This is a genomic window from Rhodococcus parequi, from assembly GCF_046042785.1.
In the GTDB taxonomy this organism is placed as follows: domain Bacteria; phylum Actinomycetota; class Actinomycetes; order Mycobacteriales; family Mycobacteriaceae; genus Prescottella; species Prescottella parequi.
The window spans coordinates 475017-492488 of sequence record NZ_JBDLNV010000005.1 but is presented as its reverse complement, the minus strand read 5'-3'; the positions used below and the strand labels follow the sequence as shown (position 1 = coordinate 492488).

The 17472-nt window shown below is 71.2% G+C and carries 13 protein-coding genes; 5 read left to right on the top strand and 8 right to left on the bottom strand.

Going from position 1 to position 17472, the window contains the following annotated elements; translation table 11 throughout:
- Positions 1–29: 29 nt before the first annotated feature.
- Together ABEU20_RS16815 and ABEU20_RS16810 are read right to left on the bottom strand one after the other, a co-directional pair.
- Positions 30–356, bottom strand: a complete 327-nt coding sequence (locus ABEU20_RS16815) for a WhiB family transcriptional regulator (RefSeq protein ID WP_420165579.1) — start codon at positions 354–356, stop codon at positions 30–32.
- 504 nt (positions 357–860) lie between these two features.
- Positions 861–3032, bottom strand: a complete 2172-nt coding sequence (locus tag ABEU20_RS16810) for an ATP-dependent DNA helicase UvrD2 (RefSeq protein ID WP_420165511.1) — start codon at positions 3030–3032, stop codon at positions 861–863.
- A 125-nt stretch (positions 3033–3157) separates the two neighbouring features.
- Between ABEU20_RS16810 and ABEU20_RS16805 the strand changes: the two genes are divergently transcribed.
- Positions 3158–3382 carry a mycoredoxin gene (locus tag ABEU20_RS16805; RefSeq protein WP_420165578.1) on the top strand — a complete coding sequence of 75 codons (225 nt, stop codon included), beginning with the start codon at positions 3158–3160 and terminating at the stop codon, positions 3380–3382.
- Between the two features lie 4 nt (positions 3383–3386).
- On the opposite strand, the gene nudC is transcribed toward ABEU20_RS16805, so the two are convergent.
- Entirely contained in the window at positions 3387–4289 is a 903-nt protein-coding gene (nudC, locus tag ABEU20_RS16800) for an NAD(+) diphosphatase (protein WP_420165510.1), read from the bottom strand.
- Positions 4290–4332: 43 nt separating this feature from the next.
- Positions 4333–5400 carry a potassium channel family protein gene (locus ABEU20_RS16795; RefSeq protein ID WP_420165509.1) on the bottom strand — a complete coding sequence of 356 codons (1068 nt, stop codon included), beginning with the start codon at positions 5398–5400 and terminating at the stop codon, positions 4333–4335.
- Between the two features lie 143 nt (positions 5401–5543).
- Between ABEU20_RS16795 and ABEU20_RS16790 the strand changes: the two genes are divergently transcribed.
- A complete protein-coding gene (locus ABEU20_RS16790; RefSeq protein WP_420165508.1) occupies positions 5544–5936 on the top strand; it encodes a DoxX family protein in 393 nt (130 codons plus the stop codon).
- A 9-nt stretch (positions 5937–5945) separates the two neighbouring features.
- Here ABEU20_RS16790 and ABEU20_RS16785 read toward each other — a convergent pair whose 3' ends face one another.
- Entirely contained in the window at positions 5946–9323 is a 3378-nt protein-coding gene (locus tag ABEU20_RS16785; protein ID WP_420165507.1) for an ATP-dependent helicase, read from the bottom strand.
- Positions 9320–12637, bottom strand: coding sequence for an ATP-dependent helicase (locus ABEU20_RS16780; RefSeq protein WP_420165506.1), 3318 nt, complete (start codon positions 12635–12637; stop codon positions 9320–9322). The genes ABEU20_RS16785 and ABEU20_RS16780 overlap by 4 nt, the downstream gene beginning before the upstream one ends.
- 56 nt (positions 12638–12693) lie before the next feature.
- Here ABEU20_RS16780 and ABEU20_RS16775 point away from each other — a divergent pair, with 56 nt between their 5' ends.
- The 3 genes from ABEU20_RS16775 to ABEU20_RS16765 all read left to right on the top strand — a co-directional run bounded on the left by ABEU20_RS16775 (position 12694) and on the right by ABEU20_RS16765 (position 15611).
- Positions 12694–13470, top strand: a complete 777-nt coding sequence (locus tag ABEU20_RS16775) for an alpha/beta fold hydrolase (RefSeq protein WP_420165505.1) — start codon at positions 12694–12696, stop codon at positions 13468–13470.
- A 9-nt stretch (positions 13471–13479) separates the two neighbouring features.
- On the top strand, positions 13480–13776 hold the full coding sequence (locus ABEU20_RS16770) for an MGMT family protein (protein WP_420165504.1): 297 nt from the start codon (positions 13480–13482) through the stop codon (positions 13774–13776).
- 65 nt (positions 13777–13841) lie between these two features.
- Entirely contained in the window at positions 13842–15611 is a 1770-nt protein-coding gene (locus ABEU20_RS16765; RefSeq protein ID WP_420165503.1) for an NTP transferase domain-containing protein, read from the top strand.
- Between the two features lie 7 nt (positions 15612–15618).
- Here the strand turns inward: ABEU20_RS16765 and ABEU20_RS16760 are convergent, their stop codons facing one another.
- Together ABEU20_RS16760 and ABEU20_RS16755 are read right to left on the bottom strand one after the other, a co-directional pair.
- Positions 15619–15969 carry a PLD nuclease N-terminal domain-containing protein gene (locus ABEU20_RS16760; RefSeq protein ID WP_420165502.1) on the bottom strand — a complete coding sequence of 117 codons (351 nt, stop codon included), beginning with the start codon at positions 15967–15969 and terminating at the stop codon, positions 15619–15621.
- Positions 15970–16108: 139 nt separating this feature from the next.
- The gene (locus tag ABEU20_RS16755) at positions 16109–17149 is read right to left on the bottom strand and encodes an alpha/beta hydrolase (protein ID WP_420165501.1); all 1041 of its coding nucleotides are present in this window, start codon (positions 17147–17149) and stop codon (positions 16109–16111) included.
- Positions 17150–17472 lie beyond the last annotated feature (323 nt).

Sequence of the window (17472 nt, the reverse complement as noted above, 5' to 3'; positions counted from 1 at the left end):
AACCCGTGTGACATTCGGCTGTTGTCAGGTCAGGCGCACACCAGCGCCTTGCGTTGATCAGGATTCTTTCGAGGCCGACCTCGCGGCCGCTTACGGGCGATCACGACACCCTGGTCGAAGATCTCACCGCCCCACACGCCCCAGGGCTCGGCGCGATCGAGCGCGGCACTGAGGCACCGGTTGCGGACCGGGCACTGTCCGCACAGCGCCTTGGCCCGTTCGAGGTCGGCAGGTGTCTCGGCGAACCACAGGTCGGGGTTTCCCGCCCGACAGGGCAGCTCCGGGCGTGCCGAGTCGACTACTGCCAATCCTCCGCCGGACACGGTGCTGGTCTCGTTCTGTACTCGGCATGTCACGGTAGACACGTCGTTCTCCTCTGTGTTGTTTCGCGGCTGGCGCCGGCTTTCGGTGGTCACACGAACCGGAGTCGAAGGCCTGGAGCTGGAGGGCTCGAAACACGAAGGCCACGGTTCGCAGTTGCGATCCGTGGCCTCGAGAAGGACGGGCGGAGTGCCTACCGAACGAAAAGTCGGTGTCTACTCCGGGCCACGGATGCGGGGGCTGCTGCTTCTGCTGCTGCGCGCAGACGGATTGCGTGCGGTGCGGTCGCTGCGTTCCTCGCAGCGACCGGGGCGGCCGCAGGGAGGTAAGCGCCAGCGATTGCGGGCACCGATGCACGTGCCGCTGCTGCTGCCATTGCAGTTGCGTTCCAGTCGTTCATCGTTCTTGCCACCTCCCTTTCATCTCGGTCCGACAGATACCGCACACGGATGTCACCCCGTGGCGTGCAGTCCAGGGTATGCAACCCGAACAGACCGCACAAGTTATTTTTGACCTGCGGTTTTACCGCCGATCGCCGATCACGTCAGATCCAGTGTCGCCGACGACCACTCGCCCCGCACCACGGCGAGGACGTCGGCGCCGTACTGCTCCAGCTTTTTCGCCCCGATGCCCGAGATCGCGGTGAGCGCGCGCTCGTCCTGGGGTTGCTGCTCCGCGATCGCCTGCAGCGTGTTGTCGGTGAACACCACGTACGCGGGCACCTTCATCTCGCGCGACGTCGCTCGACGCCAGTCCTTGAGCGTCTCGAACAACTCGACGTCGAGGTTCGACGGGCAGCCCTCGCAGCGGCCGAGCGTGTGCGCGGTCGCGTCCAACAGCGGCTTTCCACACACGCGGCACCGGGGCCGCTGCTTCGTGGACCGGGCGGGTTTGGCGATCCGCGACGCCGGTGAATCCTCCGGGATCACGTTGGTGAGGAAACGGGACCGGCGCCGGGACTTGCGTCCGCCCTCGTTGCGCGCGAGCGCCCACGACAGCGCGAGATGCTCGCGCGGCCGGGTGACGCCGACGTAGAGCAGTCGACGCTCCTCCTCGATGCCGTCCTGGTCGCCGGGCGAGGTCGAGTCGCCGAGCACGTGCGCGATCGGCAGGGTGCCCTCGGTGAGGCCGACGAGGAACACCGCGTCCCACTCGAGCCCCTTCGCCGCGTGCAGCGACGCGAGCGTGACGCCCTGCACGACCGGAGGATGCCGGGCCTCGGAACGGGCCGCCAACTCCCCCAGGAGACCTGCGAGCGTGAGCTGCGCGTCGTGCGCGAGCAACTCCTCGGTGAGCGCCACCAGCGCGGTGAGTGATCCCCACCGCTCCCGCGCCTGGGCGCCCGTGGGTTCTTCGTCGGTGAGCCCCAGCGGAACCAGCACCGCCCGCACCAGCGTCACCAGCGACGCACCGGTGTCGGCGCCCTCGGGCAGATCGTCGCGACCGGCCACCTGCCGCAGCGCGTTGATCGCCTGCCGCACCTCCTGCCGAGTGAAGAAGCCCTCGCCACCGCGCACCTGGTACGGGATGCCGGCCTCGGTGAGCGCCTGCTCGTGCACCTCGGACTGCGCGTTGATGCGGTACAGCACCGCGATCTCGGCGGGCTCGACCCCTCGGTCGATGAGTTGCTTGATCTGCCGGGCGACCGCGGCGGCCTCGGCGGGCTCGTCGTCGTACTCGGCGAACGTCGGCTCCGGGCCGGACGGCCGCTGCCCGATCAGTTGGAGACGGGTGCCGGCGATCCGGCCGCGCGCCTCGCCGATCACCCGGTTGGCGAGCGAGACGACCTCCGGGGTGGACCGGTAGTCGCGTTCGAGCCGCACGACGGTCGCATCCGGGAAGCGGCGCGAGAAGTCCAGCAGGTACTTCGGGGTGGCACCGGTGAACGAATAGATGGTCTGGTTGGCGTCGCCGACGACGGTGAGGTCGTCCCGGTCGCCGAGCCACGCGTCCAGCACTCGCTGCTGCAGCGGCGTCACGTCCTGGTACTCGTCGACGACGAAGCACCGGTACCGGTCGCGGAACTCCTCCGCCACCGCCGAGTGCTCCTCGAGCGCGGCCGCGGTGTGCAGCAGCAGATCGTCGAAGTCGAGCAGCATGCCGTCGTAGTTGCGGGCCTTGAGTTCCTCGTAGCCGGAGTACACGGCGGCGACCTTCGCGGCGTCGGCGGGTATGTCGCGGCGGGCCCGGGCCGCGACGGCCGGATAGTCCTCCGGCGCCACGAGCGAGCCCTTGGCCCACTCGATCTCGCTCGCGAGGTCGCGGATGCTCTCGGTGCTGGTGGACAGTCCTACGCGGCTCGCCGCCTGCCCGACGATCGCGAACTTGCGGTCCAGCAGTTGCCACTCGGTGTCGCCGATCACCTGCGGCCAGAAGTACCGCAGTTGCCGCAGCGCGGCGGCGTGGAACGTGCGGGCCTGCACCTGCGGGCCACCGCCGCCGATCCCGAGGCTGCGGAGCCGACCCCGCATCTCCCCCGCCGCGCGCGCGGTGAAGGTCACCGCCAACACCTGGCCCGCCGAGACGTGGCCGCCGGCGACGAGGTGCGCGATCCGGCGGGTGATGGTGCGGGTCTTGCCGGTGCCGGCGCCCGCGAGGACGCACACCGGGCCACGCGGCGCGAGAACGGCGGCGGACTGCTGCGGATCGAGTCCCTCGTCGGGCCGGGTTCCGGTGCTCTCCGGGGTGACATCCGCTGACATGCCGTCCATCCTCTCAGGACGCACCGACACCAGCCGCCCTCACCCGCTCCGGTGTGACCTACGCCCGTGCGGGAACAGTACGGACCGACCGTGGTGTTATAGGCGCCGTGACTACCGAAGCTCCCGCCCTGACCATGTACTCGACCACGTGGTGCGGCTACTGCCGCCGCCTCAAGAAGCAGCTCGACGAGAACGGCATCTCGTACGCCGAGATCGACATCGAACTCGACCCCGCGTCCGCCGAGTTCGTGGGCAGCGTCAACGGTGGCAACCACGTCGTGCCCACCGTGAAGTACGCGGACGGCAGCACCGCCACCAACCCGAGTCTGGCGCAGGTCAAGCAGGCCTTGGGCCTCTGACCCGTCAGTCGGTTCCGGCCCAGGACTCGATCATCACCCGCGCGATCGAGATCGAGCCGGGCAACAGCAGTTCGGCGTCCGACCGGGACGTCCAGTCGCCCGCGTCGAGCGCGGCCCGGACCTCCTCACGGGTGAACCAGTGGGCTTCGGCGATCTCGCCGTCCGCGAACTCGAGCGGAGCGGCGGGATCGCCCACGGCCGCGAAGCCGATCATCACCGACCGCGGGAACGGCCACGGCTGACTGCCGAGATACCGGACGTCGTGCACGTCGAGGCCGACCTCCTCGCGGATCTCCCTCGCGACGCACGTCTCGAGCGACTCCCCGGTCTCGACGAAACCCGCGAGGACGGAGAACATCCGCGGCGGCCACACCGGCTGACGCGCGAGCAGCACCCGGTCGCCGCCGTCGTGCACCAGGCAGATCACCGCGGGATCGGTACGCGGGAACTCCTCGTGCCCGGTGCTGGAGCTGATTCGGGACCACCCCGACATCGTCGGTTCCGTCGCGGCCCCGTCGATCGCGCTGAAGCCCGCGTGATCGTGCCAGTTCAGCAGCGCCACAGCGGTTGTCAGCAGCCCCGCACTGGACTCGTCGAGCCGGTGCCCGAGCATCCGCAGATCACCCAGTTCTCCGGTCATCGCCGGCACCCGCACCGCCCACACGTGGCGCGTGCCGTGCAGCCCCAGGAACACCGCGTCGCGGGCCGGCTCGGCACCGAGCGTCGATGCCGGCTCGAGCACGAGCTCGCCGTCGTTCACCCGCACCTGGCCGCGCGGATTGACCCGCAGCAGAAGCGCTTCCGGCCATCCCGCCCGCAGCGCGTCGGTGTCCGAGCGCAGTTCCTCCGCCCGGTCCTGGGCGGCACGGGACAGCAGCGGGGTCTCGGTCAGTTCGAAATGCGGCACGGGGACGACCCTACTGGGGCGGGCCCGAGCCGCTCCGCTGCGATCAGTTGGTGACGCGCCGGATGTACAGCAGGAGATCGTCGGCCTCTACGGCGTCGACCTCCGGCGAGCCGACGCGGAGCAGTCTGCCGTCCCGCACCACACCCAGGACGATGTCGGAGAGGTGACGCGGCGAACCGCCGACCTCCTCGGGTTCGACCTCGCGCTCGGCGATCGCGAACCCGGCCTCGGGCGTGAGCAGGTCCTCGACCATCTCCACCACGCTCGGCGTCGTGCGGGCGATACCGAGCAGGCGTCCCGCGGTCTCGGAGGAGACGACCACCGAGTCGGCACCGGACTGCCGCAGCAGGTGCGCGTTGTCGGTCTCGCGGATGGCGGCGACGATCTTCGCCTTGGGCGCGAGTTCGCGGGCGGTGAGAGTGACCAGTACGGCGGTGTCGTCGCGGTTCGCGGCCACGATGATCGACGCCGCATTCTGCACTCCGGCCAGCCGCAGCACGTCGGACTTGGTGGCCGAGCCGTGCACGGTCACCAGGCCCATGCTCGCCGCGGTGTCGAGGACTACCTGATCGGTGTCGACGACGACGATGTCGGAGGGCACGATGCCGTCACCGAGCATCGCGTCGATGGCAGTGCGCCCCTTCGTACCGAATCCGACGACGACGGTGTGGTTGCGCACGCGGTGCCTCCAACGCTGGATCTTGAACGCCTGGCGGGAGCTCTCGGTCAGTGCCGAGAGCGTCGTACCGACCAGGACGATGAGGAAGAAGACCCGGAGCGGCGTGATGACCAGAACGTTGATCAGTCGCGCTTCCGGGGTGATCGGGGTGATGTCGCCGTAGCCGGTGGTCGACAGCGACACCGTCGCGTAATAGATGCAGTCCAGCAGCGACAGCTGGTTCTCCTGAGCGTCGCGGTAGCCGTCCCGGTCGATGTAGACGACCAGCACGGCGAGCGCCAGTGCACCGAGTGCGTACGAGACGCGGCGCGCGATCGCACGGGAGGGGCTGGTCTGCATCTCCGGAACCCTGAGCACGCCGACCAACGTGAAATCCGGCCGATCCGTCAGCGCGTCCGAGGCTCCGAACCGCGCTCTCAACCTACCGGGCATCCACTGGTCCCCATCTCCTCTGCTCCGACCGACCGTCACACAGTCGGTTGGCAGCCTAACCGCGGATCGGGCAATCGCGGAACGGCACAGGAAAACCGGGGTGGGCGGTGGCGGAGCGGCCGCCCGTCGGGCAGGGTGGGCGCATGTCGTCGCCGAACCGCCCCAGTCAGATTCCCGCCCTTCGCCTCGCTGCGCTGTTGTTCGGCGCCGGAACCCTGCACTTCGTTCGGCCGCAGCCGTTCGACTCCATCGTGCCCCGCAGCCTGCCCGGGCAGGCGCGGACCTACACGTACGTGTCGGGCGCCGCCGAGCTCGCGACCGCCGCGGCGCTCGCGGTGCCCCGCACCCGGCATCTCGGCGCCGGCCTCGCGGCCGCGCTGTTCGTCGCCGTGTTCCCCGCCAACGTGCAGATGGCGTCCGACTGGTTCCGGTCGAGCCGCACGTCGGCACCCGCGAAGGCGCTCGCCGCCGCCCGCCTTCCCCTGCAGATCACCCTCGTCACCGAGGCGTTGAAGGCGCGGCGCAACGCGACGTGACATCGCCGCTCAGCCGGTCGGCTCCTCCTCGGCACCCGCGGTCGTGACGAGGCGGGCCAGCCGATCCGCATCCGGCAGATTCTCCGGAGCGATGGTCCGCCCGGTTCGCACGTAGTGGAACGCGGCCCGCACCTTGTCGAGCGGCGGCGCCACCGGCCGCCCCGTCAGCCGGGACTGACGCGCCGCCATCAGTTCGGCCCACGCGATCCGGTAGGCAGCCAACTGCATCACGACGGCACGCTCGTTCGCGGCGGACGGCTCGGCGCCCGTCTTCCAGTCGATGACCGTCCAGCCGCCGTCCGGGTCCGCGAACACCGCGTCGATCCGGCCGCGCAGCACCGTCCCGGCGACCGACGTCTCGAAGGGCACCTCCACCTCGACGGGGCTACGGTCGGCCCACGGGGAGCGGAGGAAAGCGTCCTGCAGCAACGCCAGCTCGGTCTCGGTACCCACACCGGTGTCCGCAGCGCCGGGCAGCTCGTCGAAGTCGAGTAGCCGGGTGGCGCCGAATCGCTGCTCCACCCAGGCGTGGAAAGCAGTTCCCCTGCGCGCCAGAGGGTTCGGTGGAAACGGCAGCGGCCGACGCAGCCGGGCTGCGAGCGCGTCGGGATCTGCGGCCAGGTCGACGAGCTGACTCACCGACAACTGCGCGGGCAACTCGACATCGGTCCCGCCGTGCCCGCGCTCCCTGCGCTCGGCCAGCAGGGCGTCCACGTCCGCCGCCCAGTTGTCCGGATCGTCCTCCGCCGCCTCGGGCTCCGGCCTGGCCTTCCCCAGCCCCGCGAGTGCTCCGCGCACCAGGTCGGCGCCACGCTCGACGTCGGCCCGTCTGCGCCCCAGCGGATCCCGCGGCCACAGCGCAGACCGCGGTGTGGCCGTGAGCGGATTCTCGGCGCCCTCGTCGGGCGCGGGAGCCCACACGTCGATCGCGCCGAGCCGCTCACCCTCCCACGCCGACACGAGTTCCTCGAGCTCCAGCAGGAACGGTGACGGGCCCTTGGGGTCCGAGCCCGACTCGGCCCAGTGGTGCCCCGACACGAACAACGCGCGCTCGGTCCGGGTGAGCGCGACGTAGAACAGGCGCCGATCCTCGTCGAGCCGGCGGGTGGACAGCGCGTCCTTGTGGGACTTGATCGCGTCCTCGAGGTCCTTGCGGTTGTACAGATCCTCGAGTTCGAGAACCGGTACGCCGTCGGCAGATTCGCCCGGGAACGCCCGGTCGCCGCGCAGCGCGGGCGGCAGTTCGGACACCGACCCCAACCACGTGGCCGATGCCTGGCTGGACGGGAAGACTCCGGCGGTGAGGTGCGGCACGGCGACGACCTCCCACTCGAGGCCCTTCGCCGAGTGCACCGTGAGCACCTGCACGCGATCCGGTGCCACCTCGACCTCGCCGGGTGCGAGTCCGTTCTCGACGTGCTCGGCGGCCGCGAGGAACGACAGCAGCCCCGTCAGTGTCGCCGACGTCCGGTTGGCGTAGCCGGACACGACGTCGGCGAACGCGTCGAGGTGCTCGCGTCCGGCGCCGCCCGCCTCCGACTGCCGGGTCCGCGCCTGCGCCTCGATCCCGATGCCGATCATGCGTTCCACCTCGGCCACCAGTTCGGTGAGGGGCTGCCCGAGCCGCTCGCGCAGCGACGCCAGTTCGGCGGCAACCGCGCAGATCCGCACGTAACCGGCCTCCGAGTATCGATGCGCCGGACCGGGATCGGCGAGAGCATCGGCCAGGCCGGCCTGCTCGGACTGTTCCCCCGGGAGCGCGCTGCCCAGCGCGTCGTCGAGCGCGGCCGCGTCGGTGACGGCACCGGTGGTGCCGTGGTCGGAACGGATCCCGAGCTCGCCCGCCCGCTTCCACAGGGCTCGGATGTCGGCGGCGCCGATCTGCCACCGGGCGCCGGTGAGCACCCGCACGGCGGCGCTGCCCGCCATCGGATCGGCGACAAGACGCAGCATCGCGACCACGTCGGCCACCTCCGGGGTGTGCAGCAGACCCCCGAGGCCCACCACCTCGACCGCGAGACCGCGGGCACGCAGTTCCTCGGCGATCGGGGCGGCGTCGGCGTTCCGCCGCACCAGCACCGCGGCGGTGGGCGGCATCGCACCGTCGGCGCGGGCCGCCTCGTACTGCTCCGCGATCCGGTCCGCCAGCCACGCGCGCTCGGTCTCGACGGTGTCGAGCAGCGCGAGGCGCACGTCGCCGGGTACCGCCGCCGGCCGCGCCCGCAGCTTGCTGACCTCTACCCCCCTGTCCCGCAACGGCTCCGACACCATATTGGCGAGCTCGAGTGCCTCGGGCGGATTCCGCCAGCTCGTGAGCAACTCCAGCGTGGGCGCCGGGGTGCCGTCGGCCAGCGGGAAGTCGGTGGCGAAACGCGGCAGGTTCGCCGCGGACGCCCCCCGCCAGCCGTAGATGGACTGCATGGGATCGCCGACCGCGGTCAGGGCCAGCCCGGCGTCCTCGCCGCCGCCGAACAACGACGACAGCAGTACCCGTTGCGCATGTCCGGTGTCCTGGTACTCGTCGAGCAGCACCACGCGGAACCTGGCGCGTTCGCTGCGCCCCACCTCCGGATGTTCGGACGCGACGCGCGCCGCGAGCGACATCTGGCTACCGAAGTCCAGTGCGCCCTCGCGGCGCAGGGTGTCGGCCAGCCGCTGCACGAGCGGGAGCAGGTCGAGCCGCTGGTGCTGCACCTCGAGCAGGTCCAGCAGTGTCTTCGACGGCCCGCCACGCTGCTTGGGCCCGGCCGGGAGAGTGTGGATCAGCTTGTCGAGTTCGGTGTGCGCCTCCCGCAGGTCTGCGGGTTCGACGAGGTGCTCGGCGAGCTGGCCCGACAACGCGAGCACCGACTCGGTGATCGAGGCCGGGTTGCGGTCGGTGTCGAGGTCACCGTCCCACGCGCTGACCACGCGGTACGCGAGCTGCCACAGCTCGGTCTCGGACAGGAGCGTGGCGGACGGCTCGATCGGCAGCAGCAGGCCGTGCTCGGACAGCAGGCGACCGGCGTACGCGTGGTACGTGCTGACCTCGGGTTCGCTGGCGAGGATCCGGGACCTCAACGAGCCGCTCGGATCGAGATCGCGGACCAGGGAGGAGCCCGCCAGCTTCGCGAGCCGCTTGCGAATACGGGCGGTGAGCTGCTGCGCGGCCTTGCGGGTGAACGTCAGTCCGAGGACCTGCTCGGGGTCGACCAGGCCGTTGGCGACGAGCCACACGACGCGCGCGGCCATCGTCTCGGTCTTGCCTGCTCCGGCGCCGGCGACGACCAGGGTGGGGCCGAGCGGCGCCTCGATGACTGCGGCCTGTTCGGGCGTCGGCGGGAACTGTCCCAGCGCCTCCGCCAGCTCGGCCGGGCTCACGCGGCGCCCGGTCTGCTCGGTGCTCATTCCGATGTCACCTGCCGTCCTTCGTCGTGCGCCGGGCAGCTCGAGAGCACCGGGCAGTGTCTGCAACCGTCGTTGATACGCGCCAGGAAGGTCGGGCCCCGAGTGGCCGCGGCCGCGTCGTGGATCACGTTCTCCCACAACGCGATTCCCTCATCGTCGAGGGCCGACTGGATGCGCTGCGTCGAGCCCTCCTTCTTGTGCGGTCTGGCCACGAACACCAGCCGCGCTCCGCCGGGCCGCGACGCCGGTTCCCCGTCGATCAGACCGCGCGCCGCCGCCACCTGGTAGGCCGCCAACTGCGCGTGCTGCTCGGCCTGGTCCTTGGTGACCGCGGCCTTCGCGGTCTTGACGTCGATGACGACGGGGCGGCCGTCGGGATCGCGTTCGAGCCGGTCGATCCGACCACGGATCCGCACCGTCGCATCGCCCTCCGCACGCGGTTCGAGCACCCCGTCGACCGCGACCTCGACACCGATCTCGGTCAGCTCGGAACGCGTGCTGCGCAGCCAGTCGGCGAAGTTGTCGAGCATGCCCCGGGTGCGTTCGAGTTCCCGCCGCGAGAACCACTCCGAGCCCAGATCCACCGAATCCCACGCGGTCTCCAGCGCGTGGTCGACCTGATCGGGCGGGATGTGCCCCGCCAGTGCCTGCACGAGGGTGTGCACGAGGGTGCCGGCAATCGCGTGGGTGTTGTCCCCGTCGCTACCTCCGTGCCGTTCGAGCATCCACCGCAGCGGGCAGTTCGCGATCAGTTCGATGGTCGACGGCGACAACGGCACCGGACCGTCCGCCGGATCCCACAGCCCCACATCCGAACTCGGATCCGACGTCCCGTACCACTGGTCGGGGTGCGCGCCGCGGACGCCGGCCTCCGCGAGCCGGGCCAGCTGGTGCGCCGCCCGCTGCTGCCGCTCCGGATCCTCCGCGGCCACATCGGGATCGCACACGACGCTGCGCAACTCCGCGACCAGTGCCGGTAGGGCGAGGACGCGGGGGCCGTCGTCGGTCACGGGCGCGACGTCGTCGACGTCCAGGTCGTCGTCGCCGCGCAGGAGGTCGTCGACGAACCGCGACCGCACCAATTCCGTGTCGCCGCCCGACGAATCGACCGCCGTCACGAGCAGCGCATCCCGGGCGCGGCTGCACGCCACCAAGAACAGGCGCCGCTCCTCGGCGAGGAGCGGCGCGGTCCGAGACAGCGTCTTGTCGACCTCGCCGACCCCGCTGGTGATCTCGATCAGTTCCTCGACACCGAGCAGGGTGCCGCGCGCCCCGAGGCTGGGCCACAGGCCCTCCTGGACGCCGACCACGACGACCACCCGCCACTGCCGGCCCGCCGCGGAATGCGCGCTGAGCACCGTGACGGTTTCCTGCGACGCCACCGCACGCATCGGGGCCGGACCCGGGATCGCCTGCTCCACGAGATAGTCGACGAAGCCGGACAGCTGGGCCCGCGGCAGACGGTCGACGTAGTTCGCGGCCGCGTCGAACAACGCGACCACCGCATCGAGGTCACGGTCGGCCTGGGCGCCGATCGGCCCACCGAACGCGGACGCCGCCGCCCACCGCCGCTCGAGCCCGGTCGCCTGCCACGCCTCCCACAGCACCTCCTCGATGCCGCGCCCGCGCTGCAGCGGCACCCGGGCCCGCCGCAGCACCTTGAGGACTCTCCGCAACGAGAGCGATTCGACGTCGGTGAGGCCCGGGAGCAGGTGGGTCATCCCGTCGGCGTCCGGCCCGTCCACGATGAGCGATCGCAACAGCTCGGCCGAGTCGCGGTCGCCGCCCGAGGCCAACTCCACCCGTCGCAGGCCACGACGCAACCGCCGCAGGCTCACCGGTTCCGCTCCCCCGATGGGCCCCGAGAGCAGCGCGATCGCATCCTCGCCGGTGAACTCGCCGCCGACCAGTGCCCGCATGACGGACAGCAGTCCGGCCACGCCGTGCTGCTTCGCCAGGGGCAGTTCGCTCGCCGCGGTGGTGACCGGTACGCCCGCCGCGAGAAGCGCGCGGCGCAACGGCGGCAGCACCCGGGGTACCGACCGCGCGACGATCGCCATCTCCGACCACGGCACGCCGTCGATCAGGTGCGCGCGGCGCAGCGTGTCCGCGACGAGCGCGGCCTCCTTGGCGGGGGTCGAGAGCACCCGCACCACCGCGCGGCCCTCGGTGTCGTCGTCGGTGACCGGCACGGCCGCCCCGCGGTGCGGCGGGTTGCCGGGCAGCCGGCCCGCGATCTGCCCCGTCACCCGCGCGACCGCCGGCGCCGCCCGGAAGTCGGTGTCGAGGATCACCTGCGCGGGTTCGCCGCGGTCGGCGAGGCCGGTGAGGAACTGTGGATCCGCGCCGCGGAACGCGAAGATCGACTGATCCGGGTCACCGGCGATCGCGGTGCTCGCGGTGCCGGTTCCGATCAACCGCACCAACTGCGCGGCCTGCGGATCGAGGTGCTGTGCGTCGTCGACGAGCAGGTGCCGGACACGGGCTCGCTCCCGGTGCAAGAGGTCGCGGTCGATCGCGAACGCGGTGAGCGCCGCGCTGATCAGCTCGGCGGCGTCGAGTGCGGGCGCGGTCGCCTCCGGCGCCTCCATGCCGACCGCTCCGCGCAGCAGCATGCCCTGCTCGTAGTGCGCGGCAAACCTGCCCGCCGCGACCCATTCGGGCTTGTCGTGCGCGTGCCCGAGATCGATCAGGTCCTCCGGACCCAGGCCGCGCTCGTTGGCGCGCAGCATGAGATTGCGCAGTTCGACGGCGAAACCGGTCATGCCCAGCGCGGGACGCAGCCGCTCGGGCCACGTCGCCCCGCCGTCCGCGATGTCGCCGCGCAGCAGTTCGCGCAGCACCGCGTCCTGTTCCGAACCGGTGATCAACCGCGGCGGCGGATTGCCGTGCGCGGCGGCCTGCAACCGGAGCACCGCGAACGCGTACGAGTGGACCGTGCGGACGAGGGGCTCACGGGTGGCGCGGGGGTGCACGCCGGAGAACTCCGGGTCGTGTTCGGCCTCGAGCAGGCGTTCGGTGATCTGCTCGCGGATCGCGGTGGCGGCGCGCCGGGACTGGGCGAGCACGAGCACCGACTCGGGATCCTCACCGGCGACGATCCGGGCCACCGCGGCGTCGACGAGCAGTGTCGTCTTCCCGGTGCCGGGGCCACCGAGGATCTGCCAGGGATGCCACCCTCGTCCGGGCGGGGCGCCGGTCAGGACCCGTGCGGGATCGGCCGCCCAGGTGCGTGCGGACGGCGCCGACCCGCGTCGACCGACGAGACGTGCAGCGGGCGCCGAGAGTCTGGTGCGTGCGCCCGTTTCGCTCATACGAGGAATCTCACCAGACGGGTCCGACACCGACTACATCCGGCATAGTGGACGGCATGCGCGGTCTCCACACGTACCAGTTCGGCACGCCCGGAGCGCCCGAGGTGCTCGCCCTGCACGGCCTCACCGGGCACGGCCGCCGGTGGGAGGCGCTCGGTGCGGATCAACTGAGCGACACCCGGATCATCGCGCCCGACCTGCGCGGCCACGGCCGCTCCCCGTGGACACCGCCGTGGGGTCTCGACACCCACGTGAGCGACCTCGTCCGGGTACTCGACGAGCACGCCACCGGCCCGGTCGTCGTGGTCGCCCACTCGTACGGCGGTGCGATCGCGCTGCACCTCGCGCAGGCGATTCCGGATCGGATCCGCGGGATCGTCCTGCTCGATCCCGCCCTCGGGCTCGACCCGGAGAACATGAGCCGGATCGCCGGACTCGTCGCCGCGTACCCCGACTACACCGACGCCGCGGAGGCCCGCTCGGAGAAGGTGCACGGCGCGTGGGCAGACGTGCCCGCCGACGCTCTGGACGCCGACCTCGCCGAGCACCTGATCGACCTCGAGAACGGCCGCGTCGGATGGCGTATGTCGGTGCCGGCGATCGTCTCGTCGTGGGGCGAGATGGCGCGCGACTTCGTGCTCCCGCCGAAGGGGATCCCGACGGTGCTGGTGCAGGCGCTGCGCGTGCAACCGCCGTACGTGACGCCCGAGTTCCGCGCCGCACTCGCCGAGCATCTCGGGGCCGACCTGACGATCGCCGACCTGGACTGCGACCACATGGTCGCGCATGCCAAGCCCGACGACGTCGCGGCCCTCGTCCGCAAACTCCTGTAGGGACGAAGCGTGGCCGCCACCACCGAGGAACAGATCGAACGCGTCCGGGACCTCGTCGCGTCCATTCCTCCCGGCCGCGTCGCCACCTACGGTGACATCGCCTCGGCGGCAGGACTTTCCAGCCCCCGCACCGTCGGCTGGATCATGCGCACCGACTCGGCCGACCTGCCGTGGCACCGGGTACTCGGCGCGTCCGGCCGTCCCGCCGCGCATCTGGCGCACCGACAGGTCACCAAGCTCGAACGCGAAGGCGTGCCGATCCGGGACGGACGGGTGGATCTCGCGGTGGCGCGCCACCAGTTCTGATCGGTGGCGCGCCACCGGTTCCGATCGCCCCCGCGCGGAGTCGGTCGATGAGGCAGCATTGGCTCATGACCACGTTCGGCCACCCCGGCAATCCCACCGACGCGATCGTGCTCGCCGGTGGACGCGCGACCCGGATGGGCGGTATCGACAAGCCCGCCCTCGTCGTCGCGGGCCGGCGCATGCTCGACACCGCACTCGACGCCGTCGCGACCTGTGACCGCATCGTCGTCGTGGGCCCGCACCGCGCCGATCTGTCTCCGTCGATCGTGCAGGCCCAGGAGTCCCCGGCCGGCGCCGGCCCGGTGGCGGCGCTGGCCGCCGGCCTGGCCGCGCTCGACGATCGACCCGACGGTCTCGTGATCGTCCTCGCCGCCGACCTGCCGAGCCTCGACCGCGCGACGGTCACCGCCCTCGCCACGAGCCTGTCCGACGCCCCGGACGCGGAGGCGGCGTTCGCGGTCGACGAGGCGGGCCGGTTGCAGTTCCTGTTGTCCGCGTGGCGCCGCTCAGCGCTGGCCGCGCGTCTCGGCGCACTCACCGACCTCGAGAACCTGCCGATGAGGACGCTCGTACCGGACCGTCACGTCACCCTCGAGTGCGCGGGCGTCGCCGACTGCGACACGATGGCCGACCTCGAACGGGCGCGTGTCGCTGGCGTCCCGGGGCCGATGGACGTCGAGGAGGCACGGGCGGCGATCCGAAACACGATCGTGCCCTTGCCGATCCACGAGACCGCGCTCGTCGGCGCGCTCGGCGCCACGCTTGCCGCCCCGCTGGTCGCCGCGGAGGCACTGCCACGTTTCGACGTCTCCGCGATGGACGGGTACGCCGTCGCCGGGAGGGGGCCGTGGCGCCTGCACACCGAGATCCGCTACGCCGGCTCGTCCACCGACCTCGCGCTCACCGACGGCGACGCCGTGCGGATCGCCACCGGCGCCCACGTCCCGTCCGGCGCGACGGCGGTGATCCGCGACGAATTCGTCGACGTGGCCTCCGACTCCGTCGGCAAACTCGTGGTGCGCCGCCCGGACACACCGGAGCGGGACGACACGCGACGCCGCGGAGAGGACTGGCAGCCGGGACACCACCTCGCCGAGCCTGGTGCGGCCGTCACCCCGATGCTGGTATCGGCCGCCGCTAGCGCGGAAGTGACGGGGGCCCGCGTGCGCGGGCCGGTACGTGCGCACGTCGTGGTGACGGGCGACGAGATTCGCCGGGACGGACCGCTGCGGGACGGACAGACCCGCGACTCGCTGGGTCCGGTGCTGCCGGACATGCTGCGACACTGCGGTGTTCACACGGTGACGAACACCCACCTGAGGGACACCGCGGACGGATTCGACGCACTGTTCGAGGGCGCACGGGACACCGATGTGATCGTGGTCGTCGGCGCGACGGGCGGCGGCGCCGCCGATCAACTGCGCGACGCGCTCCTGCGGGCCGGCGCTCGAATCGTCGTCGGGCGGGTGCGCTGCCGCCCCGGGGGGTCGCAGGTCACCGCCACGTTGCCCGACGGCCGGGTGGTCCTGGGGCTACCCGGGAACCCGCTCGCGGCGGTGGCGACCCTGCTGATGGTGGTGCCCGCGATCGTCGACGGGCTGACGGCGCGCACGCCCATCGTCCCGCTGACCGGCGCGGTGACCAACGCGTCGGAGGCCGGCGCGCCGGTCACCCGGATCGTGCCCGTTGCCCGGCACGTGGACGGGACCTGGCGGGCCGACACGATGGTGCGCACCGCACACCTGGCGGGACTGATCGGGCGGGACGCGCTCGCGCTCCTGCCGCCCCGTCCGGTCGACGGTCAGCGCGTCGAGTTGCTGTCGCTGCCCGGGTGAGCCACGGTCAGTCGGACTGAGTGCGCCGCTGTTCGCGGCCGATGCGACGCTGCTCCTCGGCGCGCTCGCGGCAACGCCGCAGGAACTCCTCGTCGGTCTCCGAATCCTGCGCGATGTGCCGTCCGGGACGGTCGTACTCCGGAAACGCCGCCGGCGGGCCGGTACGACGCGCCGCGCCGTATCCGCCCTCCGGGCGCCCGGCGACGAGCCACAGCACCGATCCCAGCAGCGGCAGCAGCACGACGACGATGGCCCAACCGATCTTCGGGATGTTCCGTACCGCGTGCTCGTCGGCGACGATCACGTCGACCAGACAGAACACCCACAGGACCATCACGATCAAACCCAGATACGGCATGAACGCCGAACCTCCCCAATTCCGCCCCGACCACAGTGAGTTCCCCGACCACACGTGCACGTCGATGAAACCAACCCGAAGGTACGTAGCGCAACTATCGAATCCTTCCCGGGCCCGCGGAGGGCGCTCGGGCGGTCGGTCAGATCCCCATCGACCGCGCGATCATGGGCCAGGAATTGTGCAGGTCGTCCTGCCAGTAACCCCACGAATGGGTACCGCCCGGCTTGAAGTCGAACGTCGCCGGAATCTGCAACTGGGCCAGCCGATCGGCGAGATTGTGGGTGCAGTAGTTGGTGGCCGCTTCGATGATGCCGCCCACGATCACCTGGTTGGCCAGCGCGGCCGGTCGGCCGTCGATGCCGACGCCGTCCAACGTCTCGTGCGGGCCGGGGAGCCCGGATCCGGTGGTGACGTACAGCTCCGTGCCGCGGAGGCGTTCGGCGTTCGCGACGGGATCGTTCTGCCCCCAACCGGGTCCGTCGAGCGGTCCCCACATGTTGGTGACGTCCACCCCGCCACGGAGACCGACCACGGTCTGGATGAAGCTCTGGCCGGCCGGGGTCGCGGTCTCGGCGCAGCCGCTGAACGAGCCGACGCTCTTGTAGAAGCCGGGCTTGGCGATCGCGTAGTTGAGGACGGACGTGCCGGTCATCGAGATCGCGGCGATCGACTGCACCTTGTTCGTTCCGAACTCGGCGTCGATCACCGGCGGAAGCTCCTCGAGCATGAAGGTCTGCCACTTCTGGCGGCCCAGCTTCTCGTCGTCCTTCTGCCAGTCGGTGTAGTAGCTGAAGGCACCCTGGAGCGGGGTGACGACATTGACGTTCTTGTCCTGGAAGAACTGGTTGATGTCGGTGTTGCGCTGCCACGTGGCCCGGTCCTCTCCGCCACCGGCGCCGTTGAGGAGGTACAGCGTGGGGCGCGGCGCGCTGCGATCCGCGGGAACGATCACCTCGAGCGGGATGTTGCGGCCCATCGAGGGCGAGTACACCGAGATGGTCACCTTGCGGTCGGACACCTTGGTGGACTTGACCAGATAGGCGCCCGAGGCAGCCTCCACTCGTCCGCCGGTGACGTCGCCTCCGGCCGACGCCGTCGCCGGCACCGCGACCAGCGGAACCGTCGCCATGACAACGGCCGCCGTGAGAACGCGTCCCCACCCCGACTTCGAGGTCCCCATATCGAATGTTCCTCCCCAGAATCCGACCGACCGACTGTCGGCGCGCTCGTGTCGGCGCGAACGCTACCGATCGCCGCGCCCCGTGTGTCCTGATCCGGGAATCCGGCGGCGGATTCACCCGGGCATTCACTCCGCGCGCTAAATCACGTTGCGGACCTGCGACATCGGTCGCTAGGGTCGTCCGCAGACGTTCGAGTGCGACCAGGAGGTGAGTCGATGATTGCGGTGACAGCCACTGCCGTGGGCAGTGCCCGGACCATCCTCACGTCCCGGGCCTCGGTCTGAGTCGGCTCCCCTCTTCCTGATCGGACGGTGTGCACCAG

Bases quoted from the DNA above. Each gene is read 5' to 3' on its own strand.
- ABEU20_RS16805 (WP_420165578.1), top strand. From the start codon at position 3,158: ATGTACTCGACCACGTGGTGCGGCTACTGCCGCCGCCTCAAGAAGCAG.
- ABEU20_RS16810 (WP_420165511.1), bottom strand. From the start codon at position 3,032: ATGGACGGCATGTCAGCGGATGTCACCCCGGAGAGCACCGGAACCCGG.
- ABEU20_RS16785 (WP_420165507.1), bottom strand. From the start codon at position 9,323: ATGAGCACCGAGCAGACCGGGCGCCGCGTGAGCCCGGCCGAGCTGGCG.
- ABEU20_RS16755 (WP_420165501.1), bottom strand. From the start codon at position 17,149: ATGGGGACCTCGAAGTCGGGGTGGGGACGCGTTCTCACGGCGGCCGTT.
- ABEU20_RS16775 (WP_420165505.1), top strand. From the start codon at position 12,694: ATGCGCGGTCTCCACACGTACCAGTTCGGCACGCCCGGAGCGCCCGAG.
- ABEU20_RS16765 (WP_420165503.1), top strand. From the start codon at position 13,842: ATGACCACGTTCGGCCACCCCGGCAATCCCACCGACGCGATCGTGCTC.
- ABEU20_RS16790 (WP_420165508.1), top strand. From the start codon at position 5,544: ATGTCGTCGCCGAACCGCCCCAGTCAGATTCCCGCCCTTCGCCTCGCT.
- ABEU20_RS16795 (WP_420165509.1), bottom strand. From the start codon at position 5,400: ATGCCCGGTAGGTTGAGAGCGCGGTTCGGAGCCTCGGACGCGCTGACG.
- ABEU20_RS16760 (WP_420165502.1), bottom strand. From the start codon at position 15,969: ATGCCGTATCTGGGTTTGATCGTGATGGTCCTGTGGGTGTTCTGTCTG.
- ABEU20_RS16780 (WP_420165506.1), bottom strand. From the start codon at position 12,637: ATGAGCGAAACGGGCGCACGCACCAGACTCTCGGCGCCCGCTGCACGT.